General features: G+C 68.0%; 10 protein-coding genes. 4 read left to right on the top strand and 6 right to left on the bottom strand.

The features are described 5' to 3' along the window. Positions 1-3: 3 nt before the first annotated feature. Positions 4-1,050 (bottom strand): LacI family DNA-binding transcriptional regulator, encoded by a 1,047-nt coding sequence (locus GGR89_RS14010; protein WP_125971796.1) that lies wholly within the window; start codon positions 1,048-1,050, stop codon positions 4-6. 169 nt (positions 1,051-1,219) lie between these two features. On the opposite strand from GGR89_RS14010, the gene GGR89_RS14005 reads away from it, so the two are divergent. Further along, positions 1,220-3,619 carry a glycoside hydrolase family 3 N-terminal domain-containing protein gene (locus tag GGR89_RS14005; RefSeq protein WP_125971794.1) on the top strand — a complete coding sequence of 800 codons (2,400 nt, stop codon included), beginning with the start codon at positions 1,220-1,222 and terminating at the stop codon, positions 3,617-3,619. 39 nt (positions 3,620-3,658) lie between these two features. Here GGR89_RS14005 and GGR89_RS14000 read toward each other — a convergent pair whose 3' ends face one another. Both GGR89_RS14000 and GGR89_RS13995 read right to left on the bottom strand, forming a co-directional pair. Then, the gene (locus tag GGR89_RS14000; RefSeq protein ID WP_125971793.1) at positions 3,659-5,482 is read right to left on the bottom strand and encodes a glycoside hydrolase family 9 protein; all 1,824 of its coding nucleotides are present in this window, start codon (positions 5,480-5,482) and stop codon (positions 3,659-3,661) included. A 16-nt stretch (positions 5,483-5,498) separates the two neighbouring features. Continuing rightward, entirely contained in the window at positions 5,499-7,655 is a 2,157-nt protein-coding gene (locus GGR89_RS13995; RefSeq protein ID WP_125971791.1) for an alpha-glucuronidase family glycosyl hydrolase, read from the bottom strand. Between the two features lie 112 nt (positions 7,656-7,767). Between GGR89_RS13995 and GGR89_RS13990 the strand changes: the two genes are divergently transcribed. Together GGR89_RS13990 and GGR89_RS13985 are read left to right on the top strand one after the other, a co-directional pair. Continuing rightward, a complete protein-coding gene (locus GGR89_RS13990; RefSeq protein WP_125971789.1) occupies positions 7,768-8,922 on the top strand; it encodes an endo-1,4-beta-xylanase in 1,155 nt (384 codons plus the stop codon). 83 nt (positions 8,923-9,005) lie between these two features. Further along, positions 9,006-10,013 (top strand): P-loop nucleotide/nucleoside kinase family protein, encoded by a 1,008-nt coding sequence (locus GGR89_RS13985; RefSeq protein ID WP_125971787.1) that lies wholly within the window; start codon positions 9,006-9,008, stop codon positions 10,011-10,013. Positions 10,014-10,046: 33 nt separating this feature from the next. Here GGR89_RS13985 and GGR89_RS13980 read toward each other — a convergent pair whose 3' ends face one another. Continuing rightward, entirely contained in the window at positions 10,047-10,397 is a 351-nt protein-coding gene (locus tag GGR89_RS13980) for an ArsR/SmtB family transcription factor (RefSeq protein ID WP_093298762.1), read from the bottom strand. Between the two features lie 167 nt (positions 10,398-10,564). Between GGR89_RS13980 and GGR89_RS13975 the strand changes: the two genes are divergently transcribed. Next, positions 10,565-11,194 carry an alpha-ketoglutarate-dependent dioxygenase AlkB gene (locus tag GGR89_RS13975; RefSeq protein WP_125971785.1) on the top strand — a complete coding sequence of 210 codons (630 nt, stop codon included), beginning with the start codon at positions 10,565-10,567 and terminating at the stop codon, positions 11,192-11,194. 33 nt (positions 11,195-11,227) lie between these two features. Here the strand turns inward: GGR89_RS13975 and GGR89_RS13970 are convergent, their stop codons facing one another. After that, positions 11,228-13,831 (bottom strand): TonB-dependent receptor, encoded by a 2,604-nt coding sequence (locus GGR89_RS13970; protein WP_125971783.1) that lies wholly within the window; start codon positions 13,829-13,831, stop codon positions 11,228-11,230. 353 nt (positions 13,832-14,184) lie between these two features. Beyond that, positions 14,185-17,499 carry a trifunctional glycoside hydrolase family 18/polysaccharide deacetylase/glycosyltransferase family 2 protein gene (locus tag GGR89_RS13965; protein ID WP_125971781.1) on the bottom strand — a complete coding sequence of 1,105 codons (3,315 nt, stop codon included), beginning with the start codon at positions 17,497-17,499 and terminating at the stop codon, positions 14,185-14,187. Positions 17,500-17,546 lie beyond the last annotated feature (47 nt).

Genomic DNA, 17,546 nt, shown 5'->3' with positions numbered 1-17,546 from the left:
GTCCTATCGCTTGGGCGGCGGCGCGCAGGATTCGCGCACGATGAGCTGATGTGCAAGCACTTGTTCGGGCTCGGTGATCTGCCCGCGCGGCCGCAGCTCGTCGAGGAGCATGGTCAGCGCCGCCTCGGCCATTGCGGCGATCGGCTGGCGGACGGTGGTAAGCTCGGGCCACATGGTGGTGGCGAGCGCGGTATCGTCGAACCCGACGACGCTCAAGTCCTGCGGCACGTGCAACCCGCGGCGATGCGCCACGCCCACCGCGGCCGCGGCCATGTCGTCGTTGCTGGCGAAGATCGCGGTTGGCGGGTCGGGCAGGTCGAGCAGTGCCTCGCTGGCGACGATGCCGGAGCGGAAGGTGAAATAGCCCTGCTCCACCGGCATCGCGGCCAGGTCGAGCCCTGCTTCCTCGATGGCCGCGCAGAAGCCACGATAGCGCTCGGCGCTGGAAGTCTGATTGGGATTGCCGCGGATGAAGCCGATATGGCGGTGGCCCATGTCGAGCAGGTGCTTGGTCATCGCGCAGGCGGCGGCGAAATCGTCGATGCGGACGTTGAGGCTGCCCTCGGGGGGCAGGCCCATCGCCACCGATACCCAGGGGATGCCCGCCGCTTCCAGCTCGTCGCGCACCGCCGTCACTTCGGAGAGCGGCGGCGGCAGGATCACGCCCTGCACATGCGTCTGCACGAAGCCGCGGGTCGCCTCGGCCTGCTCCTCGGCGCGCTCGCCTTCGCAGGCCTCGAGCACCAGATGGCACCCTGCCCGCCGCGCCGCGGCCAGCGCGCCGATCAGGAATTGCGACAGATAGGCGGCCGACGGGTTCGAGTAGAGCAACCCGATCTGGGTCGCCTCCCCTGCGGCCAGGCTGCGTGCGGCGCTGTTCGGCGAGTAGTTGAGCTTGGCGATCGCCGCGAGCACGGCTTCGCGAGTCGCTTCGCGCACATTGGTGCCGCCGTTGACGACGCGCGACACGGTCATGGCGGATACGCCTGCCTCGCGGGCCACGTCCTGTACGGTGATGCTGCCCCGGCTGCGCCGGCTTGGTTTGGTCATCCCCCCTCCTGCACGAACGCTTAAGTGCGCGCTATCACGATTGCAATCGTTCGCGTGCCCTTACCCCGCACCGGTTGACCGGCGTCGTTACGCCCCCTTATAGCTGATAGCGCTACCAACATGGCAAGAGGCGACTGCACCAATGTCGCCGGCCTTCAGGGAGAGGAACATGCGCTCATTCCGTCGCGTCGCCGCGCTTGCCATCGCTGCGAGCGCTCTGACCCCCTTCGTCGCCGCGCAGCCCGCCGCCGCGCAGACCAATGTCGCCGGCAAGCCGCTGTACAAGGATGCGAGCCAGCCGGTCGAGGCGCGCGTCGACGACCTCCTCGCCCGCATGACGCTGGAGGAGAAGGTCCAGCAGCTCCAGGCGCTGTGGCTCAACAAGGGGCTGGTCCAGGACGCCAGGGGCGAGTTCGACCCCCTCAAGGCGAGCGCCAACTTCCCCAACGGCCTGGGCATGATTTCGCGCCCCTATGACCGCCGCGGCGTCGTCGCAGGGCAGGGGGACGCGGCCGGCGCGGTAGCCGGTGCGGTCAATCGCAGCCCGGAAGAAACCGCGCGCTATGTCTATGCCGCGCAGAAATGGGCGATGGAGAAGACCCGGCTCGGCATCCCGATGCTGATGCACGAGGAAGCGCTCCACGGCCTGGTCGCGCCCGGCGCGACCAGCTTCCCCCAGTCGATCGGCCTCGCCAGCAGCTTCAACCCGAAGCTGGTCGAGAACATCTTCTCGATGGCCGCAAGGGAAGCGCGCGCCCGCGGCGCCAACCTCGTCCTCGCCCCCGTGGTCGACGTGGCGCGCGATCCGCGCTGGGGCCGCATCGAGGAGACCTATGGCGAGGACCCGTATCTCGTCACCCAGATGGGGCTGGCGGCGATCCGCGGCTTCCAGGGCACCACCCTGCCGCTCAAGTCCGACAAGGTGTTCATCACCCTCAAGCACATGACCGGCCATGGCCAGCCCGAGAACGGCACCAATGTCGGCCCCGCCTCGCTCGGCGAGCGGACGCTGCGCGAGGATTTCTTCCCGCCCTTCGAACAGGCGGTGAAGACGCTGCCGGTGATGTCGGTGATGGCCAGCTATAACGAGATCGACGGCATCCCCAGCCATGCCAACAAATGGCTGCTCACCGACGTGCTGCGCGGCGAATGGGGCTTCCAGGGCGCCGTGGTCAGCGACTATTTCGCGATCCGCGAGCTGATCACCCGTCACCACATGTTCAAGGACCCCAAGGACGCGGCCCAGCGCGCGCTCGACGCGGGCGTCGACGTGGAAACGCCGGACGGCGAGGCGTTCACGCACCTCGTCCAGCTCGTCAAGGAAGGCCGGGTCAGCCAGGGCGAGATCGACAATGCCGTGCGCCGCGTGCTGCGGATGAAGTTCGAGGGCGGGCTGTTCGAAAACCCCTATCCCGAAGTGAAGCTGGCGGCGGCGCGCACCAACACGCCCGAAGCCATCGCCCTGTCCCGCCAGGCCGCGCGCGAATCGATCGTGCTGCTGAAGAATGCCCAGGGCCTGCTGCCGCTCGACGCCAGGGGCATCAAGCGCATGGCAGTGATCGGCACCCACGCCAAGGACACCCCGATCGGCGGCTATTCGGACCTGCCCAACCATGTCGTCAGCGTGCTCGAGGGCATGCAGGCCGAGGGCAAGGGCAAGTTCGCGGTCGACTATGCCGAGGGCGTGCGCATCACCGACCATCGCGAATGGTCGAAGGACGAGGTGAAGCAAGTGCCGGCGCCGGTGAACGACCAGCTCCGCGCCCAGGCGCTGGAGACGGCGAAGAACGCCGATGTCGTGGTGCTGGTGCTCGGCGGCAACGAGGCGGTGAGCCGCGAGGCCTGGGCCGACAACCATCTCGGCGACAGCGAGACGCTCGACCTGCCGGGGCCGCAGGACCAGCTCGCCAAGGAGCTGATCGCGCTCGGCAAGCCGGTCGTGGTGATCCTGCTCAACGGCCGCCCCTATGCGGTGAACTACCTCGCCGAGAAGGCCCCGGCGCTGATCGAGGGCTGGTATCTCGGCGAGCAGACCGGCACCGCGCTCGCCGACGTGGTGTTCGGCCGCTACAATCCGGGCGGCAAGCTGCCGGTCTCGGTGGCGCGCAATGTCGGCCAGCTGCCGATCTACTACAACAAGAAGCCGAGCGCGCGCCGCGGCTACCTGTTCGGCGACACCAGCCCGCTCTACCCGTTCGGCTATGGTCTGAGCTACACCAGCTTCGACATCTCGGCCCCACGTCTGGGCACGCCGACGATCGGCATCGCCGACAAGGCGAACATCGAGGTGGACGTGACCAACACCGGCAAGGTCGCCGGGGACGAGGTGGTCCAGCTCTACGTCCATGACGACGAGGCCTCGGTGACGCGACCGGTGATCGAACTCAAGCGCTTCGAGCGCGTGACGCTCAAGCCGGGCGAAAAGAAAACGGTGCGCTTCGAGCTCACCCCGGACGATCTGGCGCTGTGGAACAGCCAGATGAAGCATGTCGTGGAGCCGGGGACCTTCACGATTTCGTCCGGCCCGAACTCGGCGACGCTGAAGAGCGCTACGCTGACCGTGCGCTAACGCGGCTCGGGGAGGGAGCAAGGCTCCCTCCCCTCTGGCTCAATCCTCCATCCACGCCGCCACCCAGAAGAACGGCGCGTTCCAGTTGATGGCGACTTCGTTCAGCGCATAGGCATGGATATCGTCGGCCCAGCAGGTCTGGGCGACGCACTTGCCCTTGAGCTGCATCGCCACCGGGTCGGCCAGTGCCGTGTCGTTCGGTCCGCCCGAAAGCACGCCCGGCGGCGGCCCCGGCAGCTTGGCATCCAGCACATGCGCCCAGAAACGGTGGTGCGGGTTGTTGAGCGACCGCACTCCATGGCCGCTGACATAGGAGGTCCCCATCGGGTTGCGGCCGAGCAGATAGTCCAGCGCGGAGACGATGCCCCCGCGGTACTTCGAGTCGCCGGTCAGGTCGCTCGCCACACCGAGCAGCATTGCCTGGTTCATCAGGTCACCGTTCGATCCCCAGGGATAGCCCTGCGCCTTGTAGGGGATCGCATAGCCGTTCTGGCGGCGCTGCTCGAGCATGCCGTCCGCCGCCGCGATCAGCGTGGCGCGCAGCTTCTGCACCTCGGCATCGCTGAGGCCCGTCTTCACCGTCGCGAGGGTGATCGTGCCAAGCGGCGCGGTGAAGCTCCAGCCAGGCGCGCGGACCGCTTCGCCGAAGTGCGGCGAGCCGGTCACCGCCTTGCGGAATGCCGCCTCGCCGGTCGTCGCGTAGAGCTCGGCAGCAGCCCAGTAGAATTCGTCGCTCAGGCTGTTGTCGCCATAGCCGCCGCTGCCGGTGAAGCTGCTGGTAGCATAGACCTGGGGGTTGCGCTGCGCCGCCGCCCAGGCCCGCCGCGCGGCGGTGAGGCAGCGGGCGGCGAAGGCATCGTCCACCTCGCGCCACAGCCGCGCGCACTGCGCCGCCGTCGCCGCGAGATTGAGCGTCGCCCCCGTCGTCGGCGGATAGAGCAGCCGTTCCTCGCGGTCGTTCTGCGGGGGCATGGGCAGCGCGGTCCAGTTGCGGTCGGCGACCTTCTGGTGCGCCATGCCGCCGGCATCGATTTCGGCGAAGGGCGGGAAGCTCGCTTCCCAGGCCGGGCGGCCGGGCTTGGGCGCGCCGAGCGGGCCCGAAGGCACCTGCGTGCGTACCCCATCCGGGATCTGCATCCGCAACAGAAATTCCATCTCCCAGCGCGCTTCGTCGAGCAGGTCGCTCACGCCGTTGCCGCTTTCCGGGATGCGCAGCGATCCGTCCGGGAAGGCCTTGGGGCGGCGCGCATAGGCGTTGAGCAGTGTCCACAGCGCGATGCCGCCGTTGACGACGTACTTGCCGTGGTCGCCGGCATCGTACCAGCCGCCGGTCACGTCGAGCTTGTAGGCGCACCCCGGCCATACAGTGCCGCGCTCGTCGACGCCGGAAAAGCAGCCCGCCACTTCGTGCGCGTGACCCGCAGGGCGTGCCCAGGCGGAACCGGCGAATTTCGCGTCGATCGGGGTGCCGGCGCGTTGCTGGTAGAAGAAGTTCGCCGCGTCGCGCACCAGCGGCCGGTAGAGGCTCGGCGCAATCGCGAAGGGATCGCTGGTCACCCCGGCGACCGACAGGCGATAGCCCTTGCCCGCACGACGGAAACCCGAAAAGTCGATCCGCTGCACCACCGCACCCGAGCTTGCGTCAGGGCCGTAAACCAGGGTCTCGCCCTTGCCCACCGCCTTGCCATCCGTATCCAGCAGCAGCCAGGGCAGCGTCTTCGTACCCGCGCCCCGCACCACGGCCAGCTTCACGTCGGCCGGCTCGAACCCCAGCTGGTTGAGGTCGATCGCAGGCGACTGCTGCGCCGCAGCCGCACTCGTCGCCATCAAGGTGGCGAGCAGCCACCCGTTTCGCTTGCGCATCCTGCTCCCCTGTTTCTCATTTGCCGTTGCCGGGCGCGTGGGGCGTCCGGATCGCCTCGTAATAGCTGAGCGGGCGCGGCGGGGCCAGATGACCGGCCGGCAGCGGGCGCTTCGACAGCGACTGCCAGTACGCGATCGAGGCATCCCGCCACCACTGCGCTTCCTGCCGCTGGATGGCGAGGAAGTCGCGCACCTCGGCCCAGCGGCGGGCGTCGACCTTGCCCTCCAGCCCGGCCCAGCGGCGCTGCATGCCCTCCACCGTGGCGATGCCGGTGTCGTAGTGCGCGATCAGGCTGTTCCACAGCGTCTCGCCCGAGCGCAGGCGATAGTCCCAGGGGACATGGTGGAACCAGAGCAGCAGGCTGTCCGGCACCGTCTTCAGGTCGCCCCAGCGCTTCGCCACCTGCGGCGCGTACTGGCCGAGCGCGTTGGTCCCGGTCGGCGTGCGGTCGAAGCCGATCCCGTCCGCATCGGCACGGTGATAATAGGTCGGGTTCCACTCGGGCCGGGCGAGGTCCGACACCCAGGGCCCCGGGCCATAATGGTGGCCGGTCGCCATCACATGGCCGAGGCCGAGCGGCGTCATGTAGTTCACCACCGCCTCGCGCGATTCCAGCATCATCGCGACGATCGGGGTGACCACCGCCGGATCGGGGCTCCAGGTCAGCCGCGCCCAGTCGCGGGCAATATCCTCGGCCTTGGCGTCGGGATCCCAGGCGAGCCGGCCATAGGCGTACCAGTTGGCCTGGTCGAACTGCGATCCGCTCCAGTTCACGTCGGTGCCGATATTGGCGACGCCCGCCATGCCGGTAAGGGCCTTGGGCGCGACCGGCGTCTCCAGCACCTTGGCCACCGTGCTGCCGGCGCGCGGGCGGAAGGTGTCGCTTTCCAGCACCTCCTCCCACATCGTTCCCAGATAGGCGAGGTGCGTGGCGAAGCCGAGATATTCCTTGGTGATCTGCACCTCGAGCATCAGCGGCGTCTTGGGCATCGCGCCGAACAGCGGGTGGAAGGGCTCGCGCGGCTGGAAGTCGATCGCGCCGTTCTTCACCTGGAGCAGCACATTGTCGCGGAACTTGCCGTCGAGGGGCACGAACTCGTCATTGGCCTGCTTGTGGCGATCGGCGTCGTTATGCTCGGAATAGACGAAGGCGCGCCACATCACCACGCCGCCATGGGGAGCGAGCGCGTCGGCGAGCATGTTGGCGCCGTCGGCATGGCTGCGCTTATAGTCGGACGGGCCCGGCTGGCCTTCCGAATTGGCCTTGACCAGAAAGCCGCCGAAATCGGGGATCACCGCGTAGATCTCGTCCGCCTTGGCCTTCCACCAGGCGCGCACCGCCGGGTCGAGCGGGTCGGCGGTCTTGAGCCCGCCGATCTCGATCGGGGCGGAGAAGCGCGCGGTCAGGTAGATGCGGATGCCATAGGGGCGGAACACCTCGGCCAGCGCCTTCACCTTCTGCAGGTAGGGCGCGGTCAGGATATCGGCATTGGCGTTGACGTTGTTCGGCACCACCGCGTTGATGCCGATCGAGGCATTGGCGCGGGCATAGTCGGTATAGCGCGGGTCCTTGTAGCCCGGCAGCTTCTGCCAGTCCCACAGCGACTGGCCGGCATAGCCGCGCTCCACGTAGCGATCGAGATTGTCCCAGTGATCGAGCACGCGCAGCTGCAGCTTGGGGGCGTCCTGCACGTCGAGCGCGTCGATGGGTGCGCGGAGCTGGAGCAGCTTGAGCAGGCGGAAGCTGCCATAGAGCAGCCCGGTGTCGCTGTTGGCCGCGATCAGCGTCACCTTGGCGCCGCCGATCGTCGTCGTGCGGAGCAGGAAGCCCTCGCGGCCGAGCGCGGCCAGCGGCAGCTTCATCCCCGCCAGCAGCGGCGAGCCGGCGGTGGCGAGCACCACCCCGCCCTCGCCCCGCACCGCGCTGGCATGCGCCGGCGCCGATCCGATCAGCCCGGCAAGGCCGCGGTCCAGCTCGTCGAGCGCCGCGCGGATCGTGGGGCGACTGCCGTCGGCCACCACATAGCGAAGCTTGGGCGCCACCCGCTGCACGGTGCTCGCATCGAGCGGCTGATAGCGCAGCCACAGGTCGTAGCCGGTTTCGGCATGTGCCTGATTCGCAAAGGCAAACGTCGCCAAAATCCACAAAATCGCCTGATATGCCGCCCGCATTGCGCCCTCTCTCTGCCGCGATCCTTCGCGTTTGTTGACAAGCGTGTAGCAGGCCGAACATGGTATCGCTACCAAACAAGCGACGCCCCAGGGCGCGATCAGGAGAGGGTTCATGACCAACGGATTTCCCATCGACCGCCGCGCGCTGCTCGCCGGCGCCGCCGCCACCGCCGCGCTGCCGCTGGCCGCCCGCGCGACCTCGCAGCTGCCGGGGCTGAACACCATCGCCGGGCAGAAGGCCATGCGGATCGGCTCCGCCTTCGCCTGGAGCCCGCCGGGCGCCGATGCCGGTTCCTTCGCCAACCCGCGCTACGCCGCATTGCTCCAGCGCGATTGCGGCCTGCTCGTGCCCGAGAACCAGCTGAAGTGGCAGGCCGTCCGCCCTGCCCCGGACAAGTTCGACTTCGCGCACTTCGATGCGATGCTCGACTGGGCCGAGGCGCACCGCATGGCGATGCGCGGCCACACGCTACTCTGGCACAAGAGCGAGTATTTCCCGCGCTGGCTCAACGCCTATGATTTCGGCGCGACCCCGCGGCGCGAGGCCGAACGGCTGCTCACCAGCCATATCGATACGGTCTGCCACCGCTATGCGAATCGGATCGGCAGCTATGACGTGGTCAACGAGACGGTCGACGAGAAGACCGGCGCGCTGCGCGAGACCAGCCTGTCGCGCGCCTTCGGCGGCACCGTGCCGATGCTCGACCACGCCTTCCACACCGCCCGCGCCGCCGCCCCGCACGCCCAGCTGGTCTATAACGACTATATGAGCTGGGAGCCCGGCAACGAGGCGCACCGCGACGGCGTGCTCCGCCTGCTCGAAGGCTTCCGCAAGCGCGGCGTGCCGGTGGATGCGCTGGGCGTCCAGTCGCATATCGAGCCGCTCAGCGATGCCCCCGCCGGCGTGCTGGCGGCGCGGCAGGAAAAGCCGTGGCGTGCCTTCCTCGATGCGGTCACCGGCATGGGCTATGCGCTGCTGATCACCGAGTTCGACGTCGCCGACCAGCACCTGCCCACCGACATCGCCGTGCGCGACCGCCAGGTGGCGGACTATGCCGGGGTATATCTCGACATCCTGCTCGGCTATCCGCAACTGCGCGACATGCTGTTCTGGGGGATGTGCGACAAGTATAGCTGGCTCAACGGCTTCAAGCCGCGCAAGGACGGCAGCGCACCGCGGGTGGCACCCTATGACCGCGATTTTCGGCGCACGCCGCTCCACACGATGGTTGCGACGAAATTGATGAAAACCGCCGCGCGGCGCTAACCTCGGTACGCTCCCGTTCAGATTTTGCGCGTATAGGATAGTTCCGAGTGGCTGAGTCGCCGAGGGAATCAGGGAGCAGGGCAATGGCCGCAGCGGCCGCGAAACGGCAAGGACCGGGCGGAGACCTCCCGCTCCCCAGCACGATCGACGTCGCCGCGCTCCATGGCCTCGCCGAGGGGATCGTGCGGACGCATGGCCGCGCGACCGTCACCCCCGCCGGCGCTGCCTTCCGCCAGATGCTGATGGAGCGTGCCCGCACCAGCGCCCAGCGCAGCGCGCTCGCCCTGCTCGGCGCCGATATCGAGCGGCGCGCCCGCGCCGGCCGGGTACGCCGGATCGATGACGGCGCGCCGGTCGACATCCTGTTCGATCTCGCCGGGCCGCTGGCGGCGCTGCTCGCCGAGGGGCGCCCGACCGATGCCAGCATCCTCGCCAATCGCTATCTCGACCTGTCGCCGCAGGGCGCCACCGGCTGGGCGCTGCTGCCGCTGATGCTGTCGCTGCAGACCGACGATCCGGAAGCCGCCGACCGCTTTCTCGAGCCCTCCGCGCCGCAGCTGATCGTGATCGGCGGCCTCTCCGGCACCGGCAAGTCGAGCCTGGCGCGGCTGCTCGGCGGGCTCTATGGCCGCCGCCCGGGCGCGCGGGTGCTGCGTTCCGACGTGTTCCGCAAGCGGCTCGCCGGGCTGCCGCCCGAGACGCGGCTGCCGCCGTCGCACTATACTCGCCGCAACGATGCCGAGACCTATGAGGCGCTGTTCGAATCGGCCGACGACCATCTCGCCTGCGGCTCGACCGTGATCCTCGACGCGGTGTTCCTCAATCGCAGCGAGCGCGAGGTTGCCGAAGCGCTGGCGCTGCAGGCACGGGTGCCGTTCACCGGCATCTGGCTGGAGGCGCCCGATCGCGACCGGATCGCCCGGGTCAACGCCCGCTCTGGTGATGCGTCGGATGCCACGGCGGAGGTGGCGCGGGAACAAGCACGGCGGCCCGTCGGCGACTTGTTCGGCTGGCACCGGATGCGGGCGAACCGCGCGATGGAATGGATCGTCCCCGCTGCACGCGCCGCGATCGAACGACCGCGCCGCTGAACGTGCCCGAGCGGCAACGCCGGCCGGAGCCGCTCAGGCGGTTTCGGCGACCTCGGGCTTGAGCAGGATGCCGCTCACGCTGTCATTGGCGCAGAACAGGTCGTTCAGCGCTTCGAGCATGCGGCGTGCCTCGGGGCTGGCCAGCGAGTAGAAGATCATCTGGCCGGCCCGCCGAGCCGAGACCATGCCCTCGCGGCGCAGCAGGGCGAGTTGCTGGGAGACCGCCGTGTCGCGCGCGCCGGTCAGCCTTGCCAGCTCCCCTACCGATTTCTCGCCATCCACCAGATGGCAGAGAAGCAGCAGGCGGCTGCGGCCGGACAGCGCCTTCAAAAACTGCGACGCGTGGTCGATTACCTCGATCATATCGTTTTTCACGGCGACCATGGCTATGCGTGTATCCTATGCCAAGCAACCCGTCACGAGCCAAAAAATCTAGCGAATTCATAAACCTGGATCAATATGAGACATCATATATACGCATTTTTGCTGGTGTGTGTCCCATGCGACGGCTGCGATCGGGAGCGTACCAGCGCTTCGAAGGTTGAGCCAGCATGACGGCACGCCAGGCGGATTTGTTCGAGGTTCCGGGCCCTTCCGGGCTGCGGACGGGCGAGAAGTTCCTGAATGCTAACGAGGAATCGGCAGCGATCGCAGCGATCGACTCGGCCGGGCTCGAGCCCTTCCGATTCCAGGGCTGGACCGGTAATCGCCGCACGACCAGCTATGGCTGGCGCTACGACTTCGAGGACGGGGGCTTTGCCCGCGCCGAACCGTTCCCCGACTGGCTGGTACCGCTCCGCGACCGGGCGGAGGCCTTTGCCGGCCTTGCCCCCGGCGCGCTCGTCCAGGCGCTGCTGATTCACTATCCGGTGGGTGCGGGGATCGGCTGGCACCGCGACCGCCCGGTGTTCGAGGAGGTGGTGGGCATCTCGCTCGGCGCGCCCGCCAGGCTGCGCCTCCGCCATCGCACCGGCCCGCGCGCCTTCGATCGCGCCGAGCAGTTCCTGGCCCCGCGCTCGGTCTACCTGCTCTCCGGCGAGGTGCGCCACGCCTGGGAGCACGGCATCGCGCCGATGGCGCAACCGCGCTGGTCAATCACCTTCCGCGCGCTGTCCGCGCTGGGCCTGCGCCAGACGCAGAACGGCCCGGACGGCGATCCCCGCCCGGGCCGCACTGGTTGACCGTCCCGCCACCGCAGCGGCGGGACGATCACATCAGAACTTGACGCTGGCTTCCACGCCCCAGGTCCGCGGGGGGTTGAAGTTGGCATAATCGCCCAGGATGCCGCCATAGCTGGTCGAGACCAGCTGGCCGTTGGCGCCATAATTGAGGACCGGCGACGAGTTGGCCGACGAGCGGCGGTAGATATAGGTGTGGTCGAGCAGGTTGCGCGACCAGACGGCGAAGGTGACCTTGTTGTGATCCGACACGGCAATGTCGGCGATCGCGATGCGCCCGTTCATGATGAAGGCGGCATCGGTCTTGGTCGGCTCGAGCTGGAAGCTGTACTGGCTGCTCGAATAATTGCCGTCGAGGTGCAGGCGCAGGGTGGCGTCGCCGCCGCCGATCGGCAGGGCATAGTCGATCGAACCCGACGCCGCGTTCTTCGGCGTGTAGACGATGTACAGCTGCTGCGCCGGCGCACCCGGGGTCAGCGGGTTCACCGCCGACGGCGCGCGCCAGTAGGTGTAGGCATAGGACGCGGTGAGCGTCAGGCCCTGCACCGGCGCCACGGTCAGGTCGGCCTCGATGCCGCGGATCTTGCTCTGGCCGGCATTGGTGGTCTGCTCGATATGGCTGCCGAGGGTCGGGCTCGCACCGTTCGTGTCGTAGTAATCGAAGTCGAACTGGGTGTTGGACCGATCCATGATGTAGCCCGCCAGGTTCAGGCGTGCCTTGTGCTCCCAGAAGTCCATCTTGGCGCCGATTTCATACGACTTCACCGCTTCCGGACCGAAGGCGTTGAACTGCAGCGAACGATCGTTCGCGCCGCCGGCGCGGAAGCCCGTCGCGTATTTGGCGTAGAGATGGATGTCCTGCGTCGCGTCGAACGCGACGTTGATCATCGGATCGAACCGGCTGATGCTGTTGCTGAAGCCGAACGGCGACACCGTGCCCGCAACCGCCAGGTCCGACCGGTTGTTGATGACATAGAGCGTGCCGTGCCGCTTGTCCTTGGTCCAGCGACCACCGACGGTGACGTGCACTACGTCGTTCAGCGCGTCCGGCGTGAAGGTCAGGTTGCCGAACAGCGAGTAGTTGTGGTCGGTCGCTTGGCTGGCGCGGGTGATGAACTGGCAGCTGTTCGCGAACTGCGGCACGGTCGCCGCCAGCGTGTTGTTGCACGACGGGTCATACTGCTGATAGCCCGAGTTGGCGCCGGTGATCGGGTTGGAATTGCCCGGGATCGGGCTGCGGATCGTGTAGGCGGTGCCGTCCGCATTCCACTGGTTGCTGAGCGGCGTCGCGGCATATTCCGTGGCATGCTCGGTGAAATAATAGGCGCCGACGACATAGTCGAACTGCGGCACGCTGCCGACCGCCTGGAATTCCTGGCTGAACTGGTGCTGGCGCAGGAACGACAGGCTGTAGCGACTGAAGGTACCGCTGGTGTTGATCGCAGCCGGGTTGGCCGTGTTCGGCACGAACGGTGCGAAGGTCTGGCGCTCCGGACCGCCCGAATTGTCCCACTGGTCGGTGCTGACACCGCGCCAGGCCGTGATCGAGCGCAGTTCCAGCCACGGCGCGGCGGTGTACTTCAGGTTCGACGAGACGCCGTGCGTGATGTCGACACTCGGCTGCTGCGGCACGCCGACATCGGCGACGCGCTGGCGATCCGGGTGCACGCCGACCAGCGGCGCCTTGGGCGCGATGCAAATCGGCGTGGTCGCACCGGCGGTGATGGTGCCACCGCAGGCGGTGTTGGTGCCCGGCAGCACCAGCTTGCCGGCGTTGTACGCGCCGACGGTGTAGCCGTTCGGGTTGTAGTTGACGAGCTGGCTGAACTGCGGGGTGTTCTCGTCCTTCGCATAGTCATAGGCGAAGTCGGCGGTGAAGTTGCTCACCGGCTTCCAGCGCGCGGCGACGCGGCCGCCCTTGCGGTCGTAATAGTTCCAGCCGGTCGCGCCCGTCAGCGGGTTGTCCACCGTCGGATCCTGGTGCTGGTAGACGCCGTCCAGCTTGATCGCGACGTCGTGGAAGGCGGGCAGGTCGAGATGCGCGTCGACGCTGCGGCTGCCATAGTTGCCGACGCCGCCGTTGACGCGGCCGCCGAACTCGCCGGTGGGCGCGCGCGAGACGAGCGACAGCGCGCCGCCTTCGGTGTTGCGGCCGAACAGCGTGCCCTGCGGGCCCTTCAGCACTTCGATGCGCTCGATGTCGAACAGCGCGGCGTTGAGGCCCTGGGTCTTACCCAGCGCAACGCCGTCGATGTACACGCCGACGCCGCCGTCGCGCGCGGTCTGGTTCTGGTCGTAGGGAACGATGCCGCGGATGCCGATGGTCAGCGCCGACTGGCGCGCCTCGAAGGTCGCGACGCGGAGCGACGGCACGGTACCGTCGGCGAGGTTGAACAGGCTCTGGACGTGGCGGTCCTCGAGCGCCTGCGTGCTCAGCACGCTGATCGAGATCGGCGTCTTCTGCAGGTTGGTTTCGCGCTTGGTCGCGGTGACGACGATGTCGGCCAGACCTTCCGGCTGTCCGGTACCGGCGGCCGGTCCATCGGCGGTCTGGGCCTGCGCCATCGCCGGGGCCGCGACAAGGGCGAGCGACGTGGCGCCGGCCAGCAGCGCGAGGCGGATAGTAGAGCGATCTGACATTCTGGAGTCCCCGAGGTGTTCCGTTTGGTTCGGGGCGCCCCTAGGCACAGGATTTGGCAGGATTGTTACATCAACTGCCGCATAACAGTCCTCGTTAAATCATCCTCACTTCATGTTGAATAATAACATCGGAAAACCAAGCCTTTTCACTCAACAGGACGATGCCCTAGACTTGGTCAATACACCCACCCTTGTATCCCATCGGTCGGAAAAATCCAAAGTGGTGCAGAAATAACACAGGTCGATTTGCATCTCGCCGATGCTGTTCGAGAGCACGGAAACGCAAACCGCCCGCCTCGCCGGTACGGCAAGGCGGGCGGTGTGACGCCGCGTTCTTCGAAGGGGTGGCGCCGCTATTCGGCCGCCGCCGCGCCGGCGGTGCCGACTCGGCCGGTGCGCTCCAGCTTGCCCCAGCCGACGAACCAGCCGCCGAGCGCCGAGCTGATCGCGCGCAGCACCACCCAGTACATCAGCTGGCGGTAGACGAAGCGCTGCGCCACCAGCAGCAGCGCCGGGTAGCGGATGCGCCGACTGTTGAGCCGGTAGGCGACCCAGCCGCAGCCCACGTCGATCGTGGTGAAGGCCACCCAGTAGATCGCCATGGTGCCGACATCGCCGCGAGTCTGCTCCCAGCCATGCTGGGCAATCCGCACGGCGGTGGCGAAGATCGCCGAGACCAAAGCGAGATCGATCAGCGGCGAGATCGCGGCGAAGACGATCTGGAATACCCAGGCCTGGGGCAGCCCGATCCAGGCGAGCCCGCGCGCGCTCTTGTCGCGGTAGAGGCCGCGATGCTTCCACAGGCACTGGAGCGTGCCGAACGCCCAGCGATAGCGCTGCTTGGCGAGCGCGCGGAAGCTCTCCGGCGCTTCGGTCCAGGCGACCGCATCGGGATCGTAGGTGACCCGCCAGCCGGCGCGCTGGATGGCGATGGTGAGATCCTGATCCTCGGCCAGCGTATCCTCGGGATAGCCGCCCACCGCATCGAGCGCCGCGCGGCGCCAGGCGCCGACCGCGCCCGGCACCACCGTGATCGCGTTGAACCCGGCCAGCGCACGCCGCTCCAGATTCTGCGCGGTGATATATTCCACCGCCTGCCAGCGGGTGACGAGGTTGACCCGGTTGCCCACCTGCGCGCTGCCCGCGACCGCGCCGATCTTGTCGTCGGCGAACCAGCGCGCGAGCCGGCGGATCGTCTCGGGCTCGAACTGGGTATCGGCGTCGAGCGCGATGATCACCTCGCCCTTGGCCTGCTGCAGCGCGCGGTTGAGCGCCGCCGCCTTGCCGCCATTGACCAGCGTCAGCAGCGTCACCCGCGGATCATCGCCGAACGCCGCCGCGACGATTTCGCTGGTGCGGTCCTTCGAGCCGTCGTCGGCGACGATCAGCTCGATCGCCGGATAGTCGCTGGCGAGCACGCGGCGCACCGAGGACTCGATCACCCGCTCCTCGTTATAGGCGGGGATGATCACCGAGACGGTGGGGGTGTACACCGGGGCCTCGCCGCGCTCGCGCAGCCGCTGGCGCAGCGCCAGCGCGGCGAGGATCAGCGCGCGGGCGATGCCCAGCGTGATCGCGATGAAAAACATCCAGCGCAGCCCCGACGCGATCGCCGCGAGCACGATGAAGATCGCCACGTCCGCCCGCACCGCGAGCAGGTCGCTACCGCTGATCGGCGGCATCACCTCGTCATAGGAGAGCCCGGCGAGCTTCGAGACCGGCACGAAGCTATAGCCGCGCGCGCGCAACTCGCGGATGATGATCGGCAGCGCCTCGATGGTCTGCTCGCGGTTGCCGCCGCCATCGTGGAGCAGCACGACATTGGTGGAATGGTCCGGTGCGGCGCCTGCCACGTCGTTGAGCACGCCCTGCACGATCGCATCGACGCCCGGCCGCTTCCAGTCGTCCGGGTCGACGTGGAGGCCGACCACCGTATAGCCCTGCTTCTGCGCGACCACGGCGGGATCGAGTTCGTCGGGCGTGGTCGGCTCGGCATCGCCGAAATAGGGCGCGCGGAACAGCCGCATGCCGCGGCCGGTATAGGCCTGCACCAGCCGCTGGGTGGCGTTCAGCTCCAGCGCGGTGCTCGCCGCCGAGGTGGTGGCGAGGTTCGGGTGGGTATAGGTGTGGTTGCCCAGCTCGTGCCCCTCGGCGACCAGCCGGCGCAGCAGCAGCGGATGCTGCAGCCCGTTCTCGCCGATGATGAAGAAGGTTGCCGGCACATGCTCGGCCTTGAGGATGTCCAGGATGCGCGGGGTGTAGGTCGGATCGGGGCCGTCGTCGAAGGTCAGCGCGATCTCGTGCTTCGAGGCGCCGGTGCGCATGACGACATAGGGCGTCGGCAGCACCGGATATTGCACGTCGCGGATCATGTTGGCCGCATCGAAGCTGATCGCGCGCTCGCCCACCGTCGGCGTCCTGGTTACCCGCAGGATCTCCCCAGGGCCTTCCACGTCGACGTTCGTCGCCGGCACGATCCGGCTCAGATCGGGCCGGCCGCCATGGCGATAGGCGAGCAGCGCGGTCCACACGCCGGCATCCTCGGTGCCGAGCCGCCACAGCGCGACGCTGCCGACGCCGGCCGCGCGCACCGCCTGTAGCTGGTTCCAGGTGGCGGTAGCGTCGACCATCCAGACTTCGTGGTGCTTGCCGTCCTCGTCATAGGCGAAGGCGCTGTTGCCGGTGGTCTTGTCGAAGGTCACCTTGGCCTCGCTGTCGCGCGCCGCCGACCAGGCTTCTTCGATGCTCAGCGCGTCGGTGCCGTCACCGTGATAGTCATAGGCATAGCTGGCCAGTGCGACGATCAGCTTGCCGGCGCCGACCTTGGCCACGGCGCGGCGCAGTTCCTCGACGAACCAGGGCTGCGAGGCGATCGGCCCGGCGGCGCCGCCCTGCCAGTGCTCGTCATAGTCCATCAGGATCACGCGATCGGTGACCGCGGCGAAGCGCTTGAGGTCCCAGTTGGTGTCGCCCGCCGGCACGGTGACCGCGAGCGTCTTGTCCTTCGGCATCGCCTTGTTGATCTGATCGAGGAGCTGGACATAGCCGGGGAGCGAGCCCGGTTGCAGGCTCTCGAAATCCAGCACCAGCCCGGCGAGGTTGCGTGCCTTGACCATCGCCGCCAGGTCGCGCGCCAGCTTCGCGCGCGCCGCCGGGCTCGCCATCAGCTTGGCGGAACCCGCCGTGTCCCAGGCTTCGTCGGAAACATTCTGCACCATTGGCAGCACGCGTGGACGGCGCGGCGCATTGGCGACGATGCTCGCGAACTTCGGATCGTCTATTACCTGCATCGCATGGTTCGGCCCGGTGACCGAGATGAAGGCCGGCACCACCCAGTCGAGGTCGCCGATGTTGCGGCGAAGCGAGTCGGCGCTCGCCGGGTCCCAGGGCACGTAGAAGCCGACGGTGAGCGGAGCGCCCGGCTTCTTCGCGGAGCCGCCCGGCAGCCAGCGCTGCGAGCGCGGCTGGCCGCGCGCGCTCAGCGAGCGCAGCGCCGCCGGCTTGGCATTCTCCCACCGCACCGGCAGGTCCTGTGCGGGCGGCACGTTGACGATGGTGGCGGCGAACACGATTGCGGTGACGAGAATGCCGCCGATCAGCGCGAATACCGTGCGCATCGTCCAGCGCTTGCGGCTGCCGGTGGGGTCGAAGAATACGGGACGCGACATCGATGCTCTTTCGAAACGCGCGATCGTTTCCCCGGCGCGTGACGGGC

Source organism: Sphingomonas trueperi (assembly GCF_011927635.1).
GTDB classification, from domain to species: Bacteria; Pseudomonadota; Alphaproteobacteria; order Sphingomonadales; family Sphingomonadaceae; genus Sphingomonas; species Sphingomonas trueperi.
This window is presented reverse-complemented; position numbering and strand designations above follow the sequence as displayed.